The 22,091-nt window shown below is 51.8% G+C and carries 19 protein-coding genes; 10 read left to right on the top strand and 9 right to left on the bottom strand.

Going from position 1 to position 22,091, the window contains the following annotated elements; translation table 11 throughout:
• Positions 1-3 precede the first annotated feature (3 nt).
• A complete protein-coding gene (locus tag QWI17_RS13930; protein WP_302723129.1) occupies positions 4-1,050 on the top strand; it encodes a helix-turn-helix transcriptional regulator in 1,047 nt (348 codons plus the stop codon).
• 81 nt (positions 1,051-1,131) lie between these two features.
• A complete protein-coding gene (locus QWI17_RS13925) occupies positions 1,132-2,373 on the top strand; it encodes a serine hydrolase domain-containing protein (protein WP_302723128.1) in 1,242 nt (413 codons plus the stop codon).
• 101 nt (positions 2,374-2,474) lie between these two features.
• Here QWI17_RS13925 and lpxL read toward each other — a convergent pair whose 3' ends face one another.
• Genes lpxL through fabV form a run of 3 tightly spaced genes read right to left on the bottom strand, consistent with a single transcriptional unit; the run spans position 2,475 to position 5,504 of the window.
• Positions 2,475-3,395 carry an LpxL/LpxP family Kdo(2)-lipid IV(A) lauroyl/palmitoleoyl acyltransferase gene (gene lpxL, locus QWI17_RS13920; protein WP_302723127.1) on the bottom strand — a complete coding sequence of 307 codons (921 nt, stop codon included), beginning with the start codon at positions 3,393-3,395 and terminating at the stop codon, positions 2,475-2,477.
• Positions 3,392-4,297: a 1-acylglycerol-3-phosphate O-acyltransferase, YihG family gene (gene yihG, locus QWI17_RS13915; protein WP_302723126.1), complete on the bottom strand. Its 906-nt coding sequence runs from the start codon at positions 4,295-4,297 to the stop codon at positions 3,392-3,394. The genes lpxL and yihG overlap by 4 nt, the downstream gene beginning before the upstream one ends.
• A 22-nt stretch (positions 4,298-4,319) precedes the next feature.
• Positions 4,320-5,504: an enoyl-ACP reductase FabV gene (gene fabV, locus QWI17_RS13910; protein ID WP_302723125.1), complete on the bottom strand. Its 1,185-nt coding sequence runs from the start codon at positions 5,502-5,504 to the stop codon at positions 4,320-4,322.
• Positions 5,505-5,749: 245 nt separating this feature from the next.
• On the opposite strand from fabV, the gene QWI17_RS13905 reads away from it, so the two are divergent.
• The 3 genes from QWI17_RS13905 to QWI17_RS13895 all read left to right on the top strand — a co-directional run bounded on the left by QWI17_RS13905 (position 5,750) and on the right by QWI17_RS13895 (position 10,483).
• A complete protein-coding gene (locus QWI17_RS13905; RefSeq protein ID WP_302723124.1) occupies positions 5,750-6,163 on the top strand; it encodes an MAPEG family protein in 414 nt (137 codons plus the stop codon).
• A 272-nt stretch (positions 6,164-6,435) separates the two neighbouring features.
• Positions 6,436-9,489: a D-2-hydroxyglutarate dehydrogenase YdiJ gene (gene ydiJ / locus QWI17_RS13900; RefSeq protein ID WP_302723123.1), complete on the top strand. Its 3,054-nt coding sequence runs from the start codon at positions 6,436-6,438 to the stop codon at positions 9,487-9,489.
• A gap of 196 nt (positions 9,490-9,685) precedes the next feature.
• Positions 9,686-10,483: a peptidylprolyl isomerase gene (locus QWI17_RS13895; protein ID WP_302723122.1), complete on the top strand. Its 798-nt coding sequence runs from the start codon at positions 9,686-9,688 to the stop codon at positions 10,481-10,483.
• Here QWI17_RS13895 and QWI17_RS13890 read toward each other — a convergent pair.
• Positions 10,467-10,829, bottom strand: coding sequence for a DUF6164 family protein (locus QWI17_RS13890; protein ID WP_302723121.1), 363 nt, complete (start codon positions 10,827-10,829; stop codon positions 10,467-10,469). The genes QWI17_RS13895 and QWI17_RS13890 overlap by 17 nt on opposite strands.
• A gap of 11 nt (positions 10,830-10,840) precedes the next feature.
• Positions 10,841-11,284, bottom strand: coding sequence for an acyl-CoA thioesterase (locus tag QWI17_RS13885; RefSeq protein ID WP_302723120.1), 444 nt, complete (start codon positions 11,282-11,284; stop codon positions 10,841-10,843).
• Between the two features lie 106 nt (positions 11,285-11,390).
• On the opposite strand from QWI17_RS13885, the gene QWI17_RS13880 reads away from it, so the two are divergent.
• A complete protein-coding gene (locus QWI17_RS13880; protein WP_302723119.1) occupies positions 11,391-13,229 on the top strand; it encodes a cation:proton antiporter in 1,839 nt (612 codons plus the stop codon).
• Here the strand turns inward: QWI17_RS13880 and QWI17_RS13875 are convergent.
• A complete protein-coding gene (locus tag QWI17_RS13875; RefSeq protein WP_302723118.1) occupies positions 13,206-14,021 on the bottom strand; it encodes an ATP-grasp domain-containing protein in 816 nt (271 codons plus the stop codon). The genes QWI17_RS13880 and QWI17_RS13875 overlap by 24 nt on opposite strands.
• Positions 14,022-14,176: 155 nt before the next feature.
• On the opposite strand from QWI17_RS13875, the gene QWI17_RS13870 reads away from it, so the two are divergent.
• A complete protein-coding gene (locus tag QWI17_RS13870; protein ID WP_302723117.1) occupies positions 14,177-15,547 on the top strand; it encodes a YihY/virulence factor BrkB family protein in 1,371 nt (456 codons plus the stop codon).
• A 117-nt stretch (positions 15,548-15,664) separates the two neighbouring features.
• On the opposite strand, the gene QWI17_RS13865 is transcribed toward QWI17_RS13870, so the two are convergent.
• Positions 15,665-16,981 (bottom strand): alkaline phosphatase, encoded by a 1,317-nt coding sequence (locus QWI17_RS13865; RefSeq protein ID WP_302723116.1) that lies wholly within the window; start codon positions 16,979-16,981, stop codon positions 15,665-15,667.
• 360 nt (positions 16,982-17,341) lie between these two features.
• On the opposite strand from QWI17_RS13865, the gene QWI17_RS13860 reads away from it, so the two are divergent.
• The 3 genes from QWI17_RS13860 to QWI17_RS13850 all read left to right on the top strand — a co-directional run bounded on the left by QWI17_RS13860 (position 17,342) and on the right by QWI17_RS13850 (position 20,113).
• Positions 17,342-18,046 (top strand): DUF6445 family protein, encoded by a 705-nt coding sequence (locus QWI17_RS13860; protein WP_302723115.1) that lies wholly within the window; start codon positions 17,342-17,344, stop codon positions 18,044-18,046.
• A 63-nt stretch (positions 18,047-18,109) separates the two neighbouring features.
• Positions 18,110-18,376, top strand: coding sequence for a DUF4212 domain-containing protein (locus QWI17_RS13855; RefSeq protein WP_302723114.1), 267 nt, complete (start codon positions 18,110-18,112; stop codon positions 18,374-18,376).
• A 3-nt stretch (positions 18,377-18,379) separates the two neighbouring features.
• Positions 18,380-20,113 carry a sodium:solute symporter family protein gene (locus QWI17_RS13850; protein WP_302723113.1) on the top strand — a complete coding sequence of 578 codons (1,734 nt, stop codon included), beginning with the start codon at positions 18,380-18,382 and terminating at the stop codon, positions 20,111-20,113.
• An 84-nt stretch (positions 20,114-20,197) separates the two neighbouring features.
• Here the strand turns inward: QWI17_RS13850 and purU are convergent, their stop codons facing one another.
• Complete coding sequence (gene purU, locus QWI17_RS13845; RefSeq protein WP_302723112.1) at positions 20,198-21,058, bottom strand: formyltetrahydrofolate deformylase; 861 nt, start codon at positions 21,056-21,058, stop codon at positions 20,198-20,200.
• Positions 21,059-21,102: 44 nt separating this feature from the next.
• A complete protein-coding gene (locus tag QWI17_RS13840; RefSeq protein WP_302723111.1) occupies positions 21,103-22,032 on the bottom strand; it encodes an AEC family transporter in 930 nt (309 codons plus the stop codon).
• Positions 22,033-22,091 lie beyond the last annotated feature (59 nt).

The raw sequence follows: 22,091 nt of genomic DNA, 5'->3' as shown, positions 1-22,091 counted from the left end.
CCTATGACGTTTACCTCGCTCGAACTGGCCGACTTCATTCTGCGCGGCATTGCGACAGGACAACTGTTGCACATGGGGCTTGCCCACGGGAGCACTCAACCACACGCAATTCGCATCAGCCAACGAGCGACCATAAGCTGTATGGTGGCCTATTTGTGGTTAACCGCGCCGCTGCCCGATCAGTTCTACGGCCACTGGCGAGGGCTCCTGTTGCTGTTAACGGACGGGCTAATTTATTGCCTGTGGCTGTTGGCAAGTTACTCGTTTCGGGACCACTTCTCTTTAGTGCGCCTGCCCCTGTGGCTCCAAGGCCTACTGACTCTGTACGCTGCGTGGTTCGCCTACTTCTTTGTGATACAACAAGGCGTCGGCCTATTTCATACGATCAATCATGTACTGGTTATTGTATTGGCGCTGCATATTGTATATTTAGCCATTCACGATTATCAGGACGACTTACTCGATAAGCGTCGCCGGGCTCGTATTCAGGTCACCTGCCTTGTGTGCGTCTACCTCGTGTTTTTGGCGGGCGTCGAGCTTGCACCAGAATTCATAAGGCACCACCGACTCTACTCGCCCACCAATGCCGTGTTAGTCGTGCTAGCGTTGGTCACTTATACCGTCTATGCGAAAAATAATCGCCTGAGCGAAGCTCTCGCCCCCGCGGCCGTCTTTACTCAGCCCCAAACGGCTCCCCATCCGCTGCGCCAAAAGCTTGACCAGTTTATCGACAGCAAAGCCTACCAGCAGACCGGCTTAAACCTCGCCGCTCTGGCTGATCACCTAAACTGTTCCGAGTATCAACTGCGCAAGTACATCAGTACCGAGCTGGGTTACCGTAACTTTTCCGACTTTTTGAATCAGCACCGCCTAACAGACGCATCCGTCCAACTCAGTAATCCAGAGCTCAGCAGCACCCCCATTTTGACGATTGCATTAAACTGCGGTTTTGGTTCCATCGGGCCTTTTAACCGAGCGTTTAAATTGCGCTTCGATTGCACTCCCAGTGAATACCGCCAAACTCGACTAAAAACCAGTCAATTGCAGTAATCGGCAAGCTTTTTTTATTAATCGGCAAGCCTTTATTGAGCTCGCAGTGCATTGTGAAGCCATTCCCAAACAGGAGGCTTCATGAATAAACTCAAGCACTTACCAGCCAAAGCTCTTTTACCTTTTGGCCTGTCGTTATTACTGATAGGCACGGTTTGGCTGACATCCCCCATTTACCTATTCTTTGCCCACAAAGGCGCCATGCCTATGCCTTTTTGGGGGTATATCGAGGTCCCCACAACGGCTCCAGCTCAACAGCAAATCCACAACCCCGCTTACACTGAGGCGGCAAATAACGCGCTGCAAGCTCTGGAGCAGCATCGCAGCACACTTGCCAGCCCCGGTATCTCGGCGGCGGTCGCGATCGATGGCGACCTTGTTTGGGCGGGCACGGCCGGCTGGGCCGACCTTAAAACCCGCCGGCCGGTAACACCAGACACCCGGTTTCGAATCGGCAGCACCTCAAAGCCCGTCACCATGACAGCGCTGGCGCGACTGGTCGATCAGGGCCGGATTGATTTAGATGCCCCGATATCGACGTACATACCTAATCTACCCAATCCTCGCTGGGCCGAAATAACCCCAAGGCAATTAGCGTCGCATATGAGCGGCATACCCGATTACAAGAAAACCCGGGAATGGCAAGGCTTGTACCGCGTGATCGCACTCAACAAACACTACTCCGATGTATTTGACGCGCTGGAGGTATTTGATCAATCCCCGCTACTGGCAAAGCCTGGCGAGCGTTTTCAATACTCGAGCTACAACACCGTTTTACTCAGCAGTGTTATTCAAGCGGTCGCGCAACTTGATTTTTTAGAGGTCATACAACAGCAAGTATTTACACCGTTAGCTATGCAAAACACTCTGTCCGACCGCGATGAAAATTCACATATGGCTACGTTTTATCACTCGCAGGGATCGAAAGTTCGCCCTTGGCGACGTGTCGATTTAAGTCACCGCTTAGCGGGGGGCGGCTTTGTATCAACACCATCAGATTTGGTAAGACTGGGGAGCGCCTGGCTCAACCCCGGGTTTATTTCGGCCCAAACGCAAGCGCTGTTTTGGCAGCCACAGCAACTCAATAGCGGTGAAACCAATGGGCAAAACTATGCTCTTGGCTGGCGCAAACATGTGGGCGACGACCATATTGCCACTAACTTTAATCATGGCGGTGTATCTCGCGGCGCGCAGTGCTGGCTTATGGTCCTTCCCCAAAGCCGCATCGTTATTGCCATCAGTATTAACTCGGTTGAGGAAGAGTTTTGGGATTTTGCAAAGGTATCCAGAGACATCGCCAACCTATTTGCCGGTGACTCTTAACCACAAGATTGAAGGCTCACCGGACTTTAACCCCTTCGAAATGGGGGCCTGCTCCGCCCGCGCGCTCCTGCTTGATGTAAAAGATCAGTTAAACTAGCAGGCTACTCGTAAAAACTCGGCTCGCCCTCAGGGCGAGTCTTAAAGCGAGGCTGGGCCCAAAAGTACTGCTCTGGGTACTTTTGGATTTCAGACTCCATGAATTTAGCGATGCGTTGGGTATCGGCCACATCATCCCCGCTGGGAAAGTCCGCAAACGGTGGATGAATAATCAAATCGTAGCCGGAACCATCCTCGCGACGGTACTGGGTAAAGGGGATTACCTTGGCCTTACCCAGTGCAACTATTTTAGACGTGGCCGTAATCATCGCCGTAGGCACACCGAAAAAATCCACAAACACGCTATTCTTGGGGCCAAGATCACGATCGGGTGCATACCAAACCGCGCGACCTTTGCGCATTCTGGCAATCATGGTTCGCACACTATCGCGCGGTATTGCCAAACCGGTTTCACAGTAGGACTCGCGCCCCTTACGCTGCAAGTAATCGTACACGGCATTGCCATGCGGGCGATACAATCCATCAAACTCAATATGGCACCCCAAAAAGGCACTGCCAATATCCAGGGTGCTAAAATGTGTTGTTAACAATAAAACCCCAACACCTTCTTGGGCCGCTCGTTGCAGGTGCTCAGCACCCTGAATGGAGTGAATTTTTCTAAGTCTATTCGACGACCAGAACCAACCGATGCCGGTCTCCAGTGCCGCCATTGCCATAGACTCAGCATTTTTCTTAAGAAATACCTCTCGCTCTTGCTCCGATAAATTCGGAAAACATTTCGCAACATTGGTACGGGCGTAGCCAATTCGCTTTTTGTTCAAAAATAATAGCGGTGCCAGCCGCCGCGCCAACCACATCTGCCAACGGTAAGGTAATTGCGCGAGTAATACCCACAACAAAGCGCCTAGCCAAAACAACCAATAGCGCGGGTGCAACAGAGACAGGGAAAAATGGGTTCGATTCATAATGCTTTGGAATTCTCGTTTTGAGACAGACTTTCAAGGAGTTCGTCTTTTTCCTGCCAGATTTGATTGACCCACGTTTGAAAGTGGCGCCGGTAGTCTTCGTCTGACACATAGTTTCCCAGTAGCTCTTCCCTCACGTCCCGCTCGCGTACAACGACATTTATTTTTTTTACCTGACCACCTAAATACTGCCAAAACGTGGGCCGCCCCTGCGGGTAATGGATCGTCACATCAAGCAGAGTCTTAATGCGTCCCGACATAGCGGTTAGGGTAAACGCTAAGCCCCCCGCCTTGGGAATCAGCAAGTACCGGTAGGGCGATTGTTGTTGATCATGCTTGGCTTCGGTAAACCGGGTGCCTTCTACATAGCTAACAATGGTGACCGGTTTATTGCTAAAGCGCTCGCATTGCAGTTGCGTGGTGGCTAAATCTTTACCGGCAAGGGACGGATCTTTCTGAATTTGTTCTCGTGTATGGCGCTTCATAAACAAAAAATCTAATGCCCAGCAAGCAAGACCAATCACCGGAAACCAAATCAGCGACGACTTCATAAAAAATTTAAAATAGGGAATGCGACGATTAAAAACACGCAGTAAAACCAGTATATCCACCCAGCTTTGATGATTTACCACCAGCATAAACCACTGCCTGCGACCAAATTGTTCGGGGCCGTCTACGTCAATATGGGTACCAGTGGTTAAACGCTGATGCGCATTGTTGCAACTGATCCACGCAGTGGCGGTTTTATCCAACCAGCGCGTCAAGCGAGGGCGAAGCCGTGTTTTTTGCAGGAGCAGTTTGGCAATCGCCAAGCTCATTAAGGGCACGCCGATGACCAAAGTCACCAGCGTGAACAATGAAAAGCCCAACAACGCCCGCCCATGCAGCAACAATTTATCCACTGGGTCGCGCCTTTAGTTAAGCTTAGAAGTTATGGTCAACCAAGGTCGAGGTTTCTGCCTCGTAGTCAACGCCGTCATAGCCAAAACCAAATAACTTCAGGAAGTCTTCGTTGTAGGTTTTGTAATCGGTCAGCGCCATCAGGTTTTCTTCCGTTACCTGTGGCCAAATGGCTTCCACCTCAGCCTGAGTGGCTGGGTCCAACTCCTTGTCATCGACGCGGAAACGGCCGTCGTTATCAAGACGCGGCGAGCTGCTATACAAGCACTCGGTAAACAGGCGCTGCAACTGCTCAATACAGCCTTCGTGGGTGCCCTTCTCTTTCATCACCTTGAACAAAATCGACATGTACAGAGGCATAACCGGAATAGCGGAGCTGGCTTGGGTGACCAACGCCTTTAACACGGCAACCGTGGCAGTAACGTTTTTGCCGGATAGATGACTGCTGATCGCGCTGGCAGCCCGGTCCAAATCTTCTTTGGCTTTGCCGATGGTTGCCTTGCCGTAGATAGGCCAGGTCAACTTATCACCCAAATAGGTGTAGGCAACTGTCTTGGCGCCATCGGCCAGTACATCGGCCTCAGCCAGGGCATCCATCCACATTTCCCAGTCTTCGCCGCCCATTACCTTCACGGTATGCGCAATCTCTTCTTCCGAGGCGGGCTCCACCGTAACCTCACCAATTTTCATGGTGTCGGTATTGAGGTTTTTGGCGGAGTAACCCTCGCCAATGGGCTTTAATACTGAGTTGTAGGTTTCACCGGTGGTGGGATCGGTACGACGCGGCGAGGCCAGCGAATAAACCACCAAATCCACCTTGCCTAAATCTTCTTTAATGGCGGCAATGGCCTGGGCTTTAATCTCGTTGCTAAACGCATCACCATTAATGGTACGAGCGTACAGGTCTTCCTTTTCAGCGGCGGCATGGAAAGCCGCGGTATTGTAGTAACCCGCCGAGGCCGTTTTGCGCTCAGTAGGTGGCTTTTCAAAGCACAAACCTAAGGTTTTAGCACCGCTGCCGAAAGCTGCGGTAATACGCGAAGCCAAGCCGTAGCCGGTGGAGCACCCAATCACCAATACATTCTTGGGGCCACCGTCAACGCTGTCTTGAGCTTTGGTGTACTCAATTTGCTCATTAACGTTTGCCGCGCAACCTTGTGGGTGGGCATTGATACAGATAAAACCACGTACTTTTGGCTTAATAATCATACTTATTCAGTCCTATGGGTCCGGATGTCTCCTGTTGAGCGCTCATTTTTTAACCATGTGCGGCAGCTGCGCTCAGAATGGCCGCTATTATAGTGCCCACCCCGCTTTACCACCAGTACTGTGGTTTCACGACCAATTTTCGTATAGATTTTAGGTCTATCACACAGCCTGCGCTACGCTCTTGCCATTAAACTGTAAATAGCAGGGTTAATTTTCCCTATCATAAAAAAACAAGAGGCTCTCACATGCTTTACCCAATGGCGGCTTTAGTACTACTCACTTTTTTTGTTGCGCTGATGATGCTGAAAGCGCGTATTCAGGCAGTCCATAACAAAGACGTCTCCATCAAGTATTTCAAATCATACGACCAGCCAGCCCGCGAGCTGCCTGAGCGTATGGTCATCACCCAGCGCTGCTACAACAACTTACTGGAGATTCCTCCGCTGTTTTACGCTGTGTGCTTGGCTGCGTTGGCGCTGCATAGCACGGGCGTTATTATGGCAGTGCTGGCGTGGCTCTATGTGGCGTGCCGAGTTGTTCAGGCTGCAATTCATTTGGGCAGAAATAATGTGATTTGGCGCATGCGTGTGTTTTTGCTCAGCAACCTGGTGCTATTGGCGATGTGGACCTATATGGTGATTGCCTACGCCGCCCGTTAAACCGCTTATTTCTCCGTCATGCATTTCGGCAACTTTATATATAGGCCGGCTCGCGCGCCTTGCAAAACGCTTGGGCAAGCCAGTCGCCCGAGTGGCAATGCCTACCGCGATAAATGCTCTAGAGGTTAACTGTATTGCGACAGTGGCTTTTCTAGACGATTTTCTATTGAACCCACATCCATAACCTTCGACAGCGCGTACTCTCTACTGGCTCTGACGCTCATGAGCCAGTAAAATACGCCGATTCATTCTTCCAGTAGTACCAGTGGCCTATGATCCCCCGTATACGCGAAACCTCACCGGTTCAATCAATCTATTTACAGTTTCTTGAAACCCTTAAAAATCAAGGGTTTGCCGGAGACCTGAACCCGGATTATGCCAACCGCACGGTACTGTCGACCGATAACTCGATTTATCAGGTGTTGCCGCAGGGAGTGGTCTACCCCCGCAATATTGATGATTTGGTGTTAATCGCACAGCTGTCGCAGCGCGACGAGTTCCGCCAGGTGGCCTTGAGCCCGCGCGGCGGTGGCACCGGCACCAATGGGCAATCGCTGACCGACGGGCTGGTGGTGGACATCTCCCGCCATATGAACCAAATACTGGAAATTAATGAAGAAGAGCGCTGGGTGCGCGTCGAAACCGGAGTGGTCAAAGATCAGCTAAACGCCGCTCTTAAGCCCTACGGCCTGTTCTTTGCGCCAGAGCTTTCCACCAGCAACCGCGCCACTATTGGCGGCATGATCAATACCGACGCTTCGGGCCAGGGCTCTTGCCTGTACGGTAAAACCCGCGACCATGTACTGAGCCTTAAAACGGTATTGCTGGACGGCAGAGTCTGTGACTCTGCCCCCTTAGACGATACCGCACTGGCAACGGCCAGGCAAAACCCAGGCCGCATTGGCGCGGTGGTAAGCGCGGTAGATGACATCGAACGCAGCCAACGCGACTTGATTGCAGCGAAGTTTCCCAAGCTAAACCGCTGCCTGACCGGTTACGATTTAGCCCATGTGCGCACGCCAACCGGCGAATTTGATTTAAACAGCGTGTTATGCGGCAGCGAAGGCACCTTGGGTTTTATTGCCGAAGCCAAGTTGAACGTGCTACCCATTCCTAAATGTGCGGCCTTGGTGAACGTCAACTACCGCGACTTTAACGCTGCTCTGCGCGATGCCACCGAGCTGATGCAAGCTTTACCCACCTCGATTGAGACGGTGGATTCGAAAGTGCTTAACCTGGCCATGAATGACATTGTTTGGCACAGCGTTAGCGAGTTCTTCCCCCCGGTTGCCGGCGAAGACATTAAGGGTATTAACCTTGTGGAGTACACCGCCGACTCCCAACAGGAATTGGACGCGGGCATCAAACGCCTGACCAGTATGCTTGACGCCATGAGCGAGGCCGACAAAACCAACACCGGCCGCATTGGCTATACCATTGCCATGGGTTCAGAGTCGGTGAATAAAATATGGGGCATGCGCAAAAAAGCCGTAGGGCTACTGGGCAATGCCGCCGGTGAAGCGCGCCCGATTCCGTTTGTGGAAGACACGGCGGTGCCCCCAGAGAACCTGGCCGACTTTATTTTTGAGTTTCGCGAGCTACTGGATAGCCACAATTTAGCTTACGGGATGTTTGGCCATGTCGACGCCGGTGTTTTACACGTGCGCCCGGCCATTGATATGAAAGATCCGGAGCAGGAAAAACTGATTCGCGAGATCAGCGACAAGGTGGTCGCACTAACGCAGAAATACAACGGCTTACTCTGGGGCGAGCACGGCAAAGGCGTACGCTCGGAATACGCACCGCAATTTTTTGGTGAGCTCTACCCTGAGATTCAAAAAGTGAAGGCGGCCTTTGACCCTTTTAATCAATTAAACCCAGGTAAAATTGCCACCCCCAACAACGACAGCGAATTGCTGAGCATCGATGGCGTGGTCACCCGCGGCCAGCAAGATCGAAAAATTCCCGTGCAGGTTTGGGAGGGGTACAGCGAGGGTATGCATTGCAACGGTAATGGCCTGTGCTACAACTGGAACCCGAATGACGCTATGTGCCCTTCCTGGAAGGCCACCCGCGAACGTGTACACTCCCCTAAAGGTCGCTCCTCGTTAATGCGCGAATGGCTTAAACAGTTGAGTGAACGTCAGGTCAATGCCGTGGAGTTAACCCAACAGGTGCGCAGCCGCCCGTTTATTTTTAGTTTGCCGTCACGCATTGCCCATAGCATAGGCAAAAAACAAGGCAAGTATGACTTCTCGCACGAGGTCAATAACGCCATGCAGGGCTGCCTGGCCTGTAAATCCTGCGTTGGCCAATGCCCGATCAAGGTGGATGTACCCGAGTTCCGCGCGAAGTTTTTAGAGCTGTATTACAGCCGCTACCTGCGCCCGCTGAAGGACTACTTTGTCGGCTCACTGGAATACTTAATGCCAACCTTGGCTCGCGTGCCCTGGCTCTACAACGGGCTAATGAAGCCGGTCTTTATGCAAAAGATATTGGCCAAGGTTGCCGGCATGGTGGACAGCCCTTTATTAACCGGCGTGAATCTAGACCGCGCGCTGCAAGCGGCAAGTGTACGCTACGCGACGCCACAAAATATTGCCACCTTGAACGAAGAGACTAAAGCGAAAACGGTTATTCTGGTACAAGACGCCTTTACCAGTTACTTCGAAACCCAACTGGTACTCGACAGTTTAAAGCTGCTCAAAATTTTAGGCTTTAACCCGATGCTGGCCCCGTTCAAGCCCAACGGCAAACCGCTGCACGTGCATGGTTTTTTGAAGGCGTTTAGGAAAGCGGCCAATAACAATGCCGACATGCTCAATGTGCTGACAAAAACCAACATTCCGTTAGTGGGCATTGAACCGTCAATGACCTTGGCGTATCGCAGCGAGTACCAAAAAGTTCTGGGTGACAAGGCACCCGAAGTAGCACTTGTGCAGGAGTGGCTGGCGCAGCAAAACCTTACCCCCTACAGCCCAGAATTTGGTAAGAGCCACTATATTTTATTGGCTCACTGCACAGAAAAAACCAATGCCGCGGCGTCTGTCACAGACTGGCAGACCGTCTACCAGGCACTGGGGCAAGAGCTCGCACTGAAGGATACCGGATGCTGCGGCATGGCAGGTACCTACGGCCATGAAGCCGCCAACGTCGAAACGTCCAAAACAATCTATTCACAGAGCTGGCAATCGATTGTGGAAAACCCGGAGCTCGACGGGAAGTTGACCGCGACGGGCTACTCGTGCCGGTCGCAGGCTAAGCGCTTAAGTGATGTCAGGCTGCCGCATCCGCTGCAAGTGTTGTTGGCGGCGTATCAGGGGTGATGGAGTCTGATGTCTGATGTCTGATGTCTGATGTCTGATGTCTGATGACAGCGTCGGTCCTCGGACATCCGACCTCAAGCGGCGGCCTGCCGCCCCTACACTTTCTTACAAAATTGGCGCCTGAAATCTGTTATTGTCGCGGTCGCGATAAAATCATCAATAACAACAGCCGAGTACAGGCTCTACGAGGACCACTATGACGTTTACCGTTAAGGCGCTAGCCGGCGCCACTTTATCTCTGTGCGCGAGTGCTACACTGGCCACCACGGTGCAGTTTCAGACTGTAATGGGCGACTTTGAAGTTAATCTTTACGATGAAAGCACTCCGGAAACCGTCGCTAACTTTCTGGAATATGTAAGCTCGGGTGATTATGCAAATACATTTATTCATCGCTCAGTACCAGGGTTTATTGTTCAGGGCGGCGGGTACACTTTCGAAGAGGGTTTTACTTACCCGCAAAATATCACCCCCAACGATCCGGTAGGTAACGAGCCAGTCTTTGCCAATGTGCGCGGCACGATCGCTATGGCCAAAACACCCACCAGCCCAGACAGCGCAACCAATCAGTGGTTTTTCAATCTTGCCGATAACAGCGCAAATTTAGACAACCAAAATGGTGGCTTTACGGTTTTCGGAGAAGTCACTGGCAACGGTATGGCTATAGTGGACGCTATCGCCGATCTTGACAAAGCCGAGCTGGATGGAACTTTTAGTGACTTACCGCTGCGCGACTTCGCCTCTGGCGATAGCATCACGATCGACGAAACTTACTTGGTGATGATCCAAAATATTGTCGTACTCGACGCAGCACCAGACACTGCGGCCGGTTTAAATCCAACGCCCACCACTGCAAGCAATGACAGCGACGGTGGCAACGACGGTGGTGGTTCGAGCAGCGGCGGTGGTGGCGGAAGCTTCGGCTTAAGCTTATTGGCCTTACTCGCTCTTGCTGGTATTAGCTGCAAAGTCCGCTCGACTAAAGCCCACGTATAAAGGGCAGCAGCGATAAACCCAGTATAAAGACAATCGCCGCTATACCGGCGATTGTCTTTATGGGATGCGCCATGGCATGACCTAAAAAGTTTAGAGCTTCACCGCGTTCGCGCATAGCCCGATGCTGCTCCATCGACTGTTGAGCAAAACTCCTTTCAAATTCTTCGCAAACCGCTATAGCGCGCTCTCGCTCCGCCTCATTAACCAGCCACAAGCCATCGACGCCGATTTTCCAGCGCCCGGAATCGGTCACATAACAGGCGATATCTTCCCCCTCAAGTGCCGCCACCAAACCATCGACTTCTTCAGCGCTGGCTCCGCTGGTTTTCATTATCAAATACGCCACTCCCCCCCCCTTTATTTTTCCTTTGCCTCAAGCAATTTAATTTCGTCGTGCAACTCTGGCGCTACCAGCGCTTTGCGCTGAGACTGCTTATCCAGCAATACAATACGGGCAATACCGGTGCATACTACTTTGCTCTGTTCTGTACTGAAAATTTCATAATCCTGGGTAACACCATGCTCATGCACTTCAGTCACGGTACAGCCAATCACCACTGTGTCGGGAAAGCGAACCGGGCGCAGGTAACGGCACTGGGTTTCGGCCAAAACCGGCACCAATCTGCCCAAATCCAGTACTCCGCGTGCGGCCACTTGGCGCAAATAAGCAATTCGGGCGGTCTCAAAGTAGCGTAAATACACCACGTTGTTCACATGCCCAAACGCGTCCATTTCTCCCCACTGTACATTGATATCAACGGTAATCGGGAAGTTAGCAATAAAGGCTTCGCGGTCAACCATAACGTCGCTCCTTTCGTTCTATGCCTTTCGCCATTTTAGACGCTATCCGCTATGATGAGTAGCAACACCCGCAAGGGAGCTCATTTCACACTGAAAGGGACGATTTATGCACGATGCCGCTCTGGCAATAGCCGTTATTGGTATTACCGCCTTGTTTTGCCAATGGGGCGCCTGGCTGGCGCGCTTACCCGCCATTCTCTTTCTACTGATCGCCGGCTTAATACTAGGGCCGGTCAGTGGTGTGCTATCACCGGATGAATTGTTTGGCGACTTGCTCTTTCCGCTGGTTTCTCTGGCGGTAGCGGTCATTTTATTTGAAGGCAGCCTCACGCTGAACTTTAAAGAGCTTGGGCATATGTCCACCGTCGTTAGACGAATGATCACCGTAGCCGCCCCCGTAACCTGGGTAATCGTTGCAGTCACCACGCACTATTTATTCAACTTAAGCTGGGAAATATCGGTACTGTTTGGTGCGCTTATGGTTGTTACCGGGCCCACGGTTGTCATCCCCCTGTTGCGCAGCGTACGTCCTTCAGAGCGGGTCGCAAACATCCTGCGCTGGGAGGGCATAGTCATTGACCCCATTGGTGCCCTGCTGGTGGTTGTGGTGTATGAGTTTATTGTGTCGCAAACTCAAGGCAAAGCATTCAGCCAAAGTCTGCTACTGTTTACCGAAATTATTGTGGTTGGATTATCCATTGGTGCCGCCGCCGGTTACGCTTTAGGAAAAATTCTGGCCGGTCGACGCCTGCCTGAATACCTGCAAAATCTCGCCACCTTAAGCCTATTGTTTATGGTGTTCAGCTTTTGTAACCATTTAGCGCACGAATCAGGCCTGTTAGGCGTGACGGTGATGGGCATGTGGCTCGGTAATATGCGCGGCGTACACATACATAACATTCTTAATTTTAAAGAAAATTTAACCATTTTGTTTATATCCGGGCTATTCATTATTCTTGCCGCCCGACTCCCCATAGACCAGTTGATTGGCATAGTGGCGTTGGGCCCACTGATATTGTTGGTGGTTATTCAGTTTGTCGCCCGGCCCATTTCGGTTTTCTTGGCGACGCTGGGTTCAGCCGTCAGTTTGCGCGAACGTATTATTCTAAGTTGGATTGCCCCGCGCGGGATTGTGGCAGCCGCCGTTTCCGCACTGTTTGCTTTGCGCCTCACCGAACAGGGCTTTAGCGATGCCGAGATATTAGTGCCTCTGACCTTCGCCGTTATTTTAGGCACCGTTATCTTTCAAAGTGCCACGTCCAGACCGTTGGCCCGAATGCTGGGTATTGTCGAGCCCGAGCCTCGCGGCGTACTGATCTTAGGTGCCAACTCGGTCGCCCGCACAATCGCCCAAGCATTACAACAGCAATCTTTACCGGTTATTCTCAGTGATTCAAACTGGGAGAATATTAGTGCGGCTCGCATGGCTGGCATGAAAACCTTTTACGGCAACCCCGTTTCAGAGTTTGCCGGTGACAGGCTAGAACTCACTGGCATCGGCAACTTACTGGCTTTATCGCCTTTGAAGGAGTTAAACGTGATTGCCGGTATGCATTTTCGCAATGAATTTGGCGCCCACCGTGTTTTCACGATTCGTACCAGCAGTGATTCAAGCAAAACCGAAAAACACCAGGTAGCCGCGCAACTCAAGGGTACATCCCTGTTCCGCGAAGATATGACCTATTCGAAATTGGCAAGCCTTATCCACACCGGGGCCGAAATAAAGGCCACAAAACTTACCGAAGCCTTTAGCATCGACGATTTGCGCCAGCAAGATACCAATGCAGTCTTTTTGTTCGCGATAACGGACAAAGGTAAATTAAAGCCCTTTATTGAATCTGACCCAGTCAAAACAGGCGAAGGCTGGACCATCCTCAGTCTCATTAAAGAGCCCAAAGAGAACAAGCAGCCACAACCTGACTCAGGCAAGGGGCAAAACGTTTAACCCTTCGCTTTTGGTTCCTTCAACTAGCCCTGGCGGCTCTGCTTTAAGCAAATATTCCGCGAGGGCTTGATTGATAACAGCAGCGCCACCGGGTATGCCCTTGTTGCCAAATAGACGATTAAACTCCAGTAGGTACGGGTGGTCACCGACCATAGCAACATCAAAGCCTGCATAATTAAGCCCCAAGCCGGTAGCAACTCGCTCAACCAGAGTTATTGCCTGCAATGGCACGGGAGCATGATCCACAATGCCACCGCGGGCCACGTTATTGTAAAAGCCCTGCTCCGATTGGTGACGCCAATATGACGCCACCACCTGATTTCCCACCCAGATAATTCGCATATCACGATCGATGGGTAAATATTCCTGCGCGTATATAATGTCGGTTAAGGCGCGGTAGCGTTCAAAGTCTTGCCGGCTTTCGACCTTCCAAACCCCCTCTCCCATACTGGACTTAGCAAGCTTGACCACGAACGGCAAATCCATGGTATCAAACACACGCGCAGCTTCGGTGTCCGTATTGGCTACAATCAGAGTGAAAGGCGTATGTGTGGGTGCAATAACCTCGAAAGCACGGGTCATCTCAATTTTGTTATGCCCCAGCAAGTACGACGATAAGCTTGGGAAGATGTGGCAACCCAAGCCGAAAACCAAAGCATTCACTTGCCAATACTCCGGAAAGAGCACCCAGTCGGCAGTGCGTAAAAGGTCTTTATGCTGCAGAAAATACTCGGGCTTCAGACAGTGAACGTTATTCAGACCCAGAGTGCGAAAAGCATTAAAAGAAATCACAGGCGGCTAGCGCTCCACAGAACAGACGATGCGTCTGAGGAGGCGAATAGTAATCGAAATACTTCAACTGACAAACATATTTTATGCCTCCTGCTTGCCAGCGACCACACCGGTTCGCTATTGTGGAGTTATTGGTGAAAAAAGGAATCTCAGAAATGACCAACGAATCCGAGCAGGGCCCGGCAGCGCCCGCAGGTAGTCGCATTGAGGCCGTGTTCAAAAAGCTCGACCGCTGGCTGTGGCACGTTGAAACCGCGCATCGCTCGGTACTTCACCAGCGCTTTTGGCATTTGTCCCGGGTTCTCGTGGCGGTCATACGAGACGTCGCCCGAGGCTACATTACTCTCCATGCCATGAGCCTTGTCTATACGACTTTGCTGTCTATGGTACCGTTTCTGGCCTTAAGCTTTTCGGTGCTCAAGGGCTTCGGCGTCCATAACCAGCTTGAGCCCGTATTGCAGAATGTGCTGGCCGCACCTTTGGGTGAGCGCGGCCCCATGGTAGTAGAGAATATTCTGGGCTTTGTCGATAATATCAAAGTCGGGGTGTTGGGCTCGGTGGGGCTCGGCTTGCTCATTTTTACGGTGGTGTCACTGATTCAGAAAATTGAGCGATCATTTAACGAGATATGGCGTGTCAGTGAAAGCCGCTCCCTTGCCCAACGTTTTGCCAGTTACCTAAGTGTCGTGATGATCGGGCCCGTATTGGTGTTTTCTGCCATGGGGGCCACGGCCGCTTTAGTCAACAGCTCGGCAGTGCAACAGGCAATCTCCTTCGCACCGCTGGGCGTAGTGTTTGGCACCCTCAGCAAGCTAATGCCTTATTTGATTATTATCGGCCTGTTTACATTCCTCTATACATTTATACCGAACACCAAAGTAGGTTTGCGTCACGCATTTTTAGGCGGCTTAGTGGCCGGTATCATTTGGCAAACGTCTATCTTTGGCTTCACGTTATTTGTTTCAAATTCAGGTAACTACACCGCCATTTATTCGGGTTTTGCGGTGGGTATTCTGCTGTTGATTTGGCTTTACTTAGCTTGGCTTATTTTGTTGATCGGCGCCTCTGTGGCTTTTTACTCGCAACACGCACAGCAAATTACCCGCTCGCGTATTAACCCACCCGCCGCGCGTGTTGATGAAATGACGGGGTTGGCTATTATGCACGCCGTAGCCCAAAAATTTGACCGCGACGGCGGCGGCGTGCCCATTACCGACATGGAGTCTAAGTTATCGGTTGGCCCGGAGGTTATTCAGCGCATCATTAGTAAGTTACTTAAAAACAACCTTGTCACCTATGCAGGCCCATCAGCCAACCAACTGGTGCCAGGACGCTCACTGGACCACATAAGTTTGCGCGAGGTACTACGAGCGGTACGCTACCAAGAGGCCGACCTACCCTCTTCACTGCAAAAAAATAAAGCCGTTACTGAACTGATAACTGAGTTAGAAGCCGCAACGGCCAGCACGCTCAATGACCAATCCGTCGCTGACTGGGTGCGTCAATCCGAGGAGAAGGAGACATAAGCGAGCAGGCGTAGACGTACAACTGCGCGTGAATTCGGCAATGGGGATCGAGTTAAGCTTCCCCGTTCCCCGTTCCCCGTTCCCCGTTCCCCGTTCCCCGTTCCCCGTTCCCCGTTATTATTGCAAAACCTCAAACAATTTTTTCGCCAAATCCGTATTATCCTGATGCCCCGCAAATGATTCCGCACCAGGCCCCAAGGCCATAACCGCCACGTCACCACCCGTGTGGCCACCGGTGGTCCAGCCGGTAACACTGGCTAAATCAATACCGTGGCGCACCGCTTGTTCCAACTGACTGACTGCCTCGTTCCGTTCTTTTGTGGTCGCCGCGTTTGCGACGACGCCCAACAAGTTTTGCCCTACCTCAATTGCCTTCTCGTTTAACGGTATACCCGTTAGCTCCTGCCAACGGCCTTGCCAGGCATCTCCCGAATCAATAAGCGCTTGTGCGATGACGCCGGAGCTGGCCTGGATATTTCGCACCACTTCAGCTCGCCACAAGTATTGGCGGTCAGCGCCCATACTCAAACCACCTGTACTGTGATCAGCCGTCACCACCACTAAGGTATTGGGACGTTTTGCGACATACTCACTGATAAACTTCAAAGTCATCTCGGTATCAGTCATTTCAGCCATAGCACAGGCGATGTCATTGGCGTGTCCACACCAGTCTATCTGGCTGGCCTCGACCAACAAAAAGAATGGCCGGTCCGGAGACAGTAGCTCCAGCGCTTTTTGGGTCATAACCTCAAGGCGGTTATGCGGCTTTTCATCAATCGCAAACGGCAAGCCTTTATCCGCCAGCAATGCAAGGGCTGGCGATGACGTCAAATCGTTCAGCTCATCAAAATTATCCGCGTATTGGTAGCCTAGCGATTGAAATTCGTGGACTAAATTTCGTTCTTCACGCTCAAAATATTTGCGACCACCGCCTATTAATATGTCCACCCAGGGCTTGCCGTTGAAACGACGGTCAAGATACTGATCAGCTATATCGTCATACTGATTGCGGCTCTCCACGTGAGCGGAAAAGCTTGCTGGTGTTGCGTGATTAATTTGACTGGTAGCAACCATAGCGGTTTGGTAGCCACGCTTTTTGGCTCTCTCAAGCAAGGTTTCTACCGGTTCGCGGTTCGCGTTTACGCCAATAGCGCCGTTGTAGGTTTTAACACCCGCGGCCATTGCCGTAGCGCTGGATGCAGAGTCAGTAACATCTGTAATGTCTATTGGATGTGTGCTTACCGTGCCGAGCAGGTGCTGATCAAACCAGGTAGAGTCCAATTCCGGTGTCGCCGGGTTATCACTGTAGTGGCGATAGGCCGTTAAATACTCCATACCCATACCATCGCCAATAACAAATATTATATTCTTTGGCTTGTCTGCCCAAGCACCTACGGCCCCTATCAGTAGCGCCAAAGCCACTAGTGTTTTCATGTGTCTACCCTTTTATAAAAATCTATAAATTACCGGCTATCTAGCAGGCTGTTGTGAAACCCCTTGCATGCACAGCGAGACCCGAAGCGTGCAGATGTCGTGCCTTGTCTAGACGGACAGGGTGGCTCCCTTTGCTAGAGGCAAGGTGCGACAGATGTGCGCTTCAGGCCTCGCCCTGCGGGACTTCCAGGCTGGCCCGCACTCGTCGTTACTACTTTTCGATGGGTGGGCACACACCGTCAAAGTAGCGCCTAGATTACGAACCAGCCTGAGAGTCTGAGTACGTAAGGTGGTTTTCAACAGCCTGCTAGTGTAACTTGCGAAGACTAAAAACCCATTACAACACAAAACACCCACAATATGTCCGCAACAATAAAGCCGTCAAACAACCCTGTTATTGAGTGCGTCAAAATTGGCTCTGAACAGCAGCCGGTGCTTATTATTGACAATTTTTTGCAAGATCCACTGCCATTGATCGACACGGCTAGCAAAAGCCACTTTGCCACTGAGCATAAATTCTACCCTGGCGTTCGCTGCCCGGCACCAGAACTCTATACACTGGCTATGCAGTCCATACTGCCTGAATTGCTCGAACAATACTTTGCGGTAAAACCCGGCGACATCAGCCGGGCAGACTCCAGCTTTTCACTGGTAACCACACCGCCAGAAAAGCTCTTTTTGCTGCAAAAACTTCCCCACTTTGACTCCAATAACCCCAAGGAACTTGCTTCGATATATTTTCTGTGTAACCAACACCAGGATCAATACAGCGGTACCGCCTTCTTTCGCCACCGCCAAACTGGGTTCGAGTTTGTCGACCAAACGCGTTATGGCCAGTATATGAGCACACTAAAAGCGCAAGTGGAACAAAAACGTCCGGGGCCCGGCTATATTCAAGGCGATACCGAATTGTTTGAACAAATTGCTTACTTTCCGGCAAAATTTAACCGGCTTCTGCTGTATCGCTGCACCAGCCTTCATTCAGGCCGTATTGAGCCCGACTTCAACTTCTCGACAAATCCGCAAGTGGCTCGCCTGTCGATAAATACCTTCTTAGGGAATTAGCCCATCATTGAAGTAATGGGTTACAATTTGCCTGCCCGCATAACAATAATTGGGGAATAACCTATGAGCTTTGCCTCGAAAGACGCAGCCAAAGCCTACTGGCGCGCGAACATACGCTGGTTGCTGATCCTGCTATCCATATGGTTTGCTGTATCCTACGGCGCCGGAATTCTGTTTGTAGACGAACTGAACCGCATTCAAATCGGTGGTTTTAAACTGGGCTTTTGGTTTGCCCAACAAGGCTCCATCTACACCTTCGTGGTTCTGATCTTTGTCTACGTCAAAGTCATGAACCGGCTCGATCATAAATTCGGTGTAGAGGAGAAGTAACCCATGGATGTACAAACCCTGACCTTTCTTATTGTCGGTGTCACCTTTGTCCTCTACATCGGCATTGCCATCTGGGCCCGAGCCGGCAGCACCAAAGAGTTCTACGTTGCTGGCGGCCATGTCCCCCCTATCGCCAACGGCATGGCGACCGCGGCCGACTGGATGAGTGCCGCGTCGTTTATTTCCATGGCTGGTCTGATCTCTTTTATGGGCTATGACGGCAGTGTTTATCTTATGGGCTGGACCGGCGGCTATGTGTTGCTGGCGCTGTGTCTGGCACCTTACTTGCGCAAATTCGGCAAATTTACCGTCCCCGACTTTATCGGCGACCGCTATTACTCGCAAACAGCCCGCACGGTGGCGGTGGTGTGCGCCATTTTTGTGTCTTTTACCTATGTCGCGGGCCAGATGCGCGGCGTTGGCGTGGTGTTTTCACGCTTTTTGGAAGTCGATATTACTCTCGGCATTGTTATCGGCATGGGCATTGTCTTTTTCTACGCGGTACTCGGCGGCATGAAAGGCATTACCTACACTCAGGTAGCGCAGTACTGCGTACTGATTTTTGCCTTTATGGTTCCGGCTTTCTTTTTGAGTATTTTGATGACAGGGTCCCCGATTCCGCAGATTGGTATGGGCAGTACGCTGGCCGATGGCTCGGGGCAATTTCTGCTCGAACGGCTAGACGGTCTCAGTGAGTCTCTCGGGTTTAACGCCTATACCGAGGGCAAGAAATCCACCATCGACATGTTCTTTATTACCGCCGCACTGATGGTCGGCACCGCTGGCCTGCCCCATGTGATCGTGCGCTTTTTTACCGTACCCAAGGTACGTGATGCCCGTCGCAGTGCGGGCTGGGCACTGATCTTTATCGCCGCGCTCTACACCACTGCACCGGCCGTTGCTGTTTTTGCCCGCGTCAACATGATCGATACCATCAACGGGCCCGACGCCCAAGGTGTTGCCGCCGCAGAAGCGCCGCAGTGGATTGAAAGCTGGGAAGCCACGGGCCTGGTCAGCTGGGAAGACAAGAACGAAGATGGCCGACTGTTTTACAGCGGCGATGAGCGCAATGAGATGACCATTGACCGCGACATCATGGTTTTGGCCACGCCGGAAATTGCCAGATTGCCAGCCTGGGTGATTGCCCTAATTGCCGCCGGTGGGTTGGCCGCGGCACTGTCCACCGCTGCGGGGCTGTTATTGGTGATATCCACCTCGATATCCCACGATCTGCTGAAACGAAATCTCATGCCCAATATCACTGAAAAGCAGGAGCTATTGTTCGCCCGAATAGCAGCCGCCGTGGCGGTGAGCGTTGCGGGTTACTTAGGGATCAATCCACCCGGATTTGTCGCCGAGGTGGTGGCCTTCGCCTTTGGTCTCGCGGCATCGAGCTTCTTCCCGGCAATTATTATGGGTATTTTCTTTAAGTCGATGAACCGCGAAGGCGCCATAGCCGGTATGGTGACAGGCCTGCTCTTTACCGCTACCTATATTGTGGTATTCAAGGGTATTTTTATGGAGCCCTTACTGCCCAATACGGCCGAGTACTGGCTGTTCGGTATTTCTCCGGAAGGTATTGGCACCTTGGGTATGTGTATAAATGTGCTGGTGGCATTGGCGATTTGGAGTGTCACCAAACCCGCCCCGGCTGAAATTCAGGAGCTGGTGGAATCCATCCGCTACCCCGAGCGCATGACACCCGAAGACCCTAGCCAAAACCCAATGCCCCACTAAACTGGGTTATAAAAAAGCCGCACTGTTTAGTGCGGCTTTTTTTACAGCGGTTAACCAGCCTGAGGGCTTGGCGTTCTTATTTTTCTAGCGGGAAAAGACCACCGTTTTTGTGCCGTTCAGTAGCACACGATGCTCAGCGTGCCAGCGCAATGCACGGTTAAGTACCACCGCTTCAATATCGCGACCGATCTCCGCCATCTGCTCTGGGGCGTTGACATGTGATACGCGCTCCACTGCCTGCTCGATAATCGGCCCCTCGTCCAAATCCGCCGTCACGAAGTGGGCGGTCGCACCAATCAGCTTAACGCCGCGCTCATACGCCTGGTGATACGGTTTAGCCCCTTTAAAACCAGGCAAAAAGGAATGGTGAATATTAATAGCCCGGCCAGACAGCTTTTGACACAAATCATCGGAAAGAATTTGCATGTAGCGAGCAAGCACCAAACAATCAGCGTCCGTGGTCTGCATCAGGGACCAAATCGCCGCTTCCTGCTCTGGTTTTGTGTCTGGCGTAACCGGCAGATAGTGAAAAGGCAGTTCATACCATTCAGTAAGCGGGCGCATCACCTCGTGATTGGATACGACTCCAACAATATCGATGGGCAGAGAACCCACCTTCCAACTATTGAGCAGACTGCTTAAACAGTGCCCCCACTGGGACACCGCAATCAACACTTTGGGCTTACAGGCCGTATCACTGATTTGCCAATCCATGCTGTAGTCAATGGCCACCGGCTCAAACAATGCCTCGATCTCTGTCATAGAGACGTTATCGGGGCAATCGAAAACCGTGCGCATAAAAAAGCGCTTTGCCGACGTGTCTTCAAATTGGGAAGACTCGGTAATGTTAAAGCCGCGTTCGGCGAACACAGTGGCAACCCGGGCAACGAGTCCGAGGCTATCCTGACAACTAAAGGTTAATATAATTTCGCGCACACCGGCCATGTTGGTCTCCGTCTACTCAATGCCGCGCCAAGCCTATAGCATGCTTAGGCAGGGGGCAAGACCCACCACAGCAGTACCGGCATGCCTATAAAAGCCATAATGGTTGAGGCAATAACAATCGCCGCCACCTCCTGATGGTCGCGCTCATAGCGAAGCGCCAATAAATAGGTGAATACGGCGACGGGCATAGCCGACTGCAACAGCACCACACCTCGCTCCACCCCCTTTAGGTCCAGCGCCCAACACAATAACCAACCAGCCAACAGGCCTCCTGCTAGCCTCATCATGCTAAACACTATACTTCGGTGCCATCGTCTGACTTTAAGCTGCGCCAGCGAGACCCCGAGTGTAATCATCATCAGCGGAATGGCAAAACCACCCAGTAATTCGAGGGTATTGCTTAACCACAGAGGCAATTGCCAGTTGCATATCAGCACCGCAACGGCGATGGCCATTGCCCACAAAACCGGTTGGCGAACAACTGACAGAGCGAAATCGCGCCATCGACCACCGCCTGCGACCACGGCAATACCAGCGGTAAAGGTAAACAACATCATCACCAAGAAATAGCCCAGTGCCAGGGCCAAACCTTCTTCACCGAACGCAAAAAGGCACACCGGCAAACCCATATTGCCGTTGTTAGGTAATACTGTAGGTGGCAAGTAAGTGTGGATAGACTGGCCGAAAGCTTTTAGCAAAACCGCAAAACCGACACCCGTGACGACGAAAACACCCGCCGCAGCCAGAGCGACGCGATAAATACTCGCCAACTGCACATCGGTTTGCGCCATGGAGACAATAATAAGGCAGGGAGTACCTATATTGATCACCAGACGACCGATGAAATCTGAAGGGTACTCTTTCCCCAAACGCGCCCAGACAAAACCGACGCCCGTGGCTATAAACACCGGCGCCAAAATGGGTAATAAACTGAAGAAAATCATGGAAAGCCAATCGACAAATTCAGCGAGCAACACCCTCGCCAAGCAAGGCCCAGTGTAACATGCCCCTCAAGTGCGACGGCAGTGCAAAA

The sequence above is a fragment of the Gilvimarinus gilvus genome (assembly GCF_030518155.1).
Taxonomy (GTDB): Bacteria; Pseudomonadota; Gammaproteobacteria; order Pseudomonadales; family Cellvibrionaceae; genus Gilvimarinus; species Gilvimarinus gilvus.
This window is presented reverse-complemented; position numbering and strand designations above follow the sequence as displayed.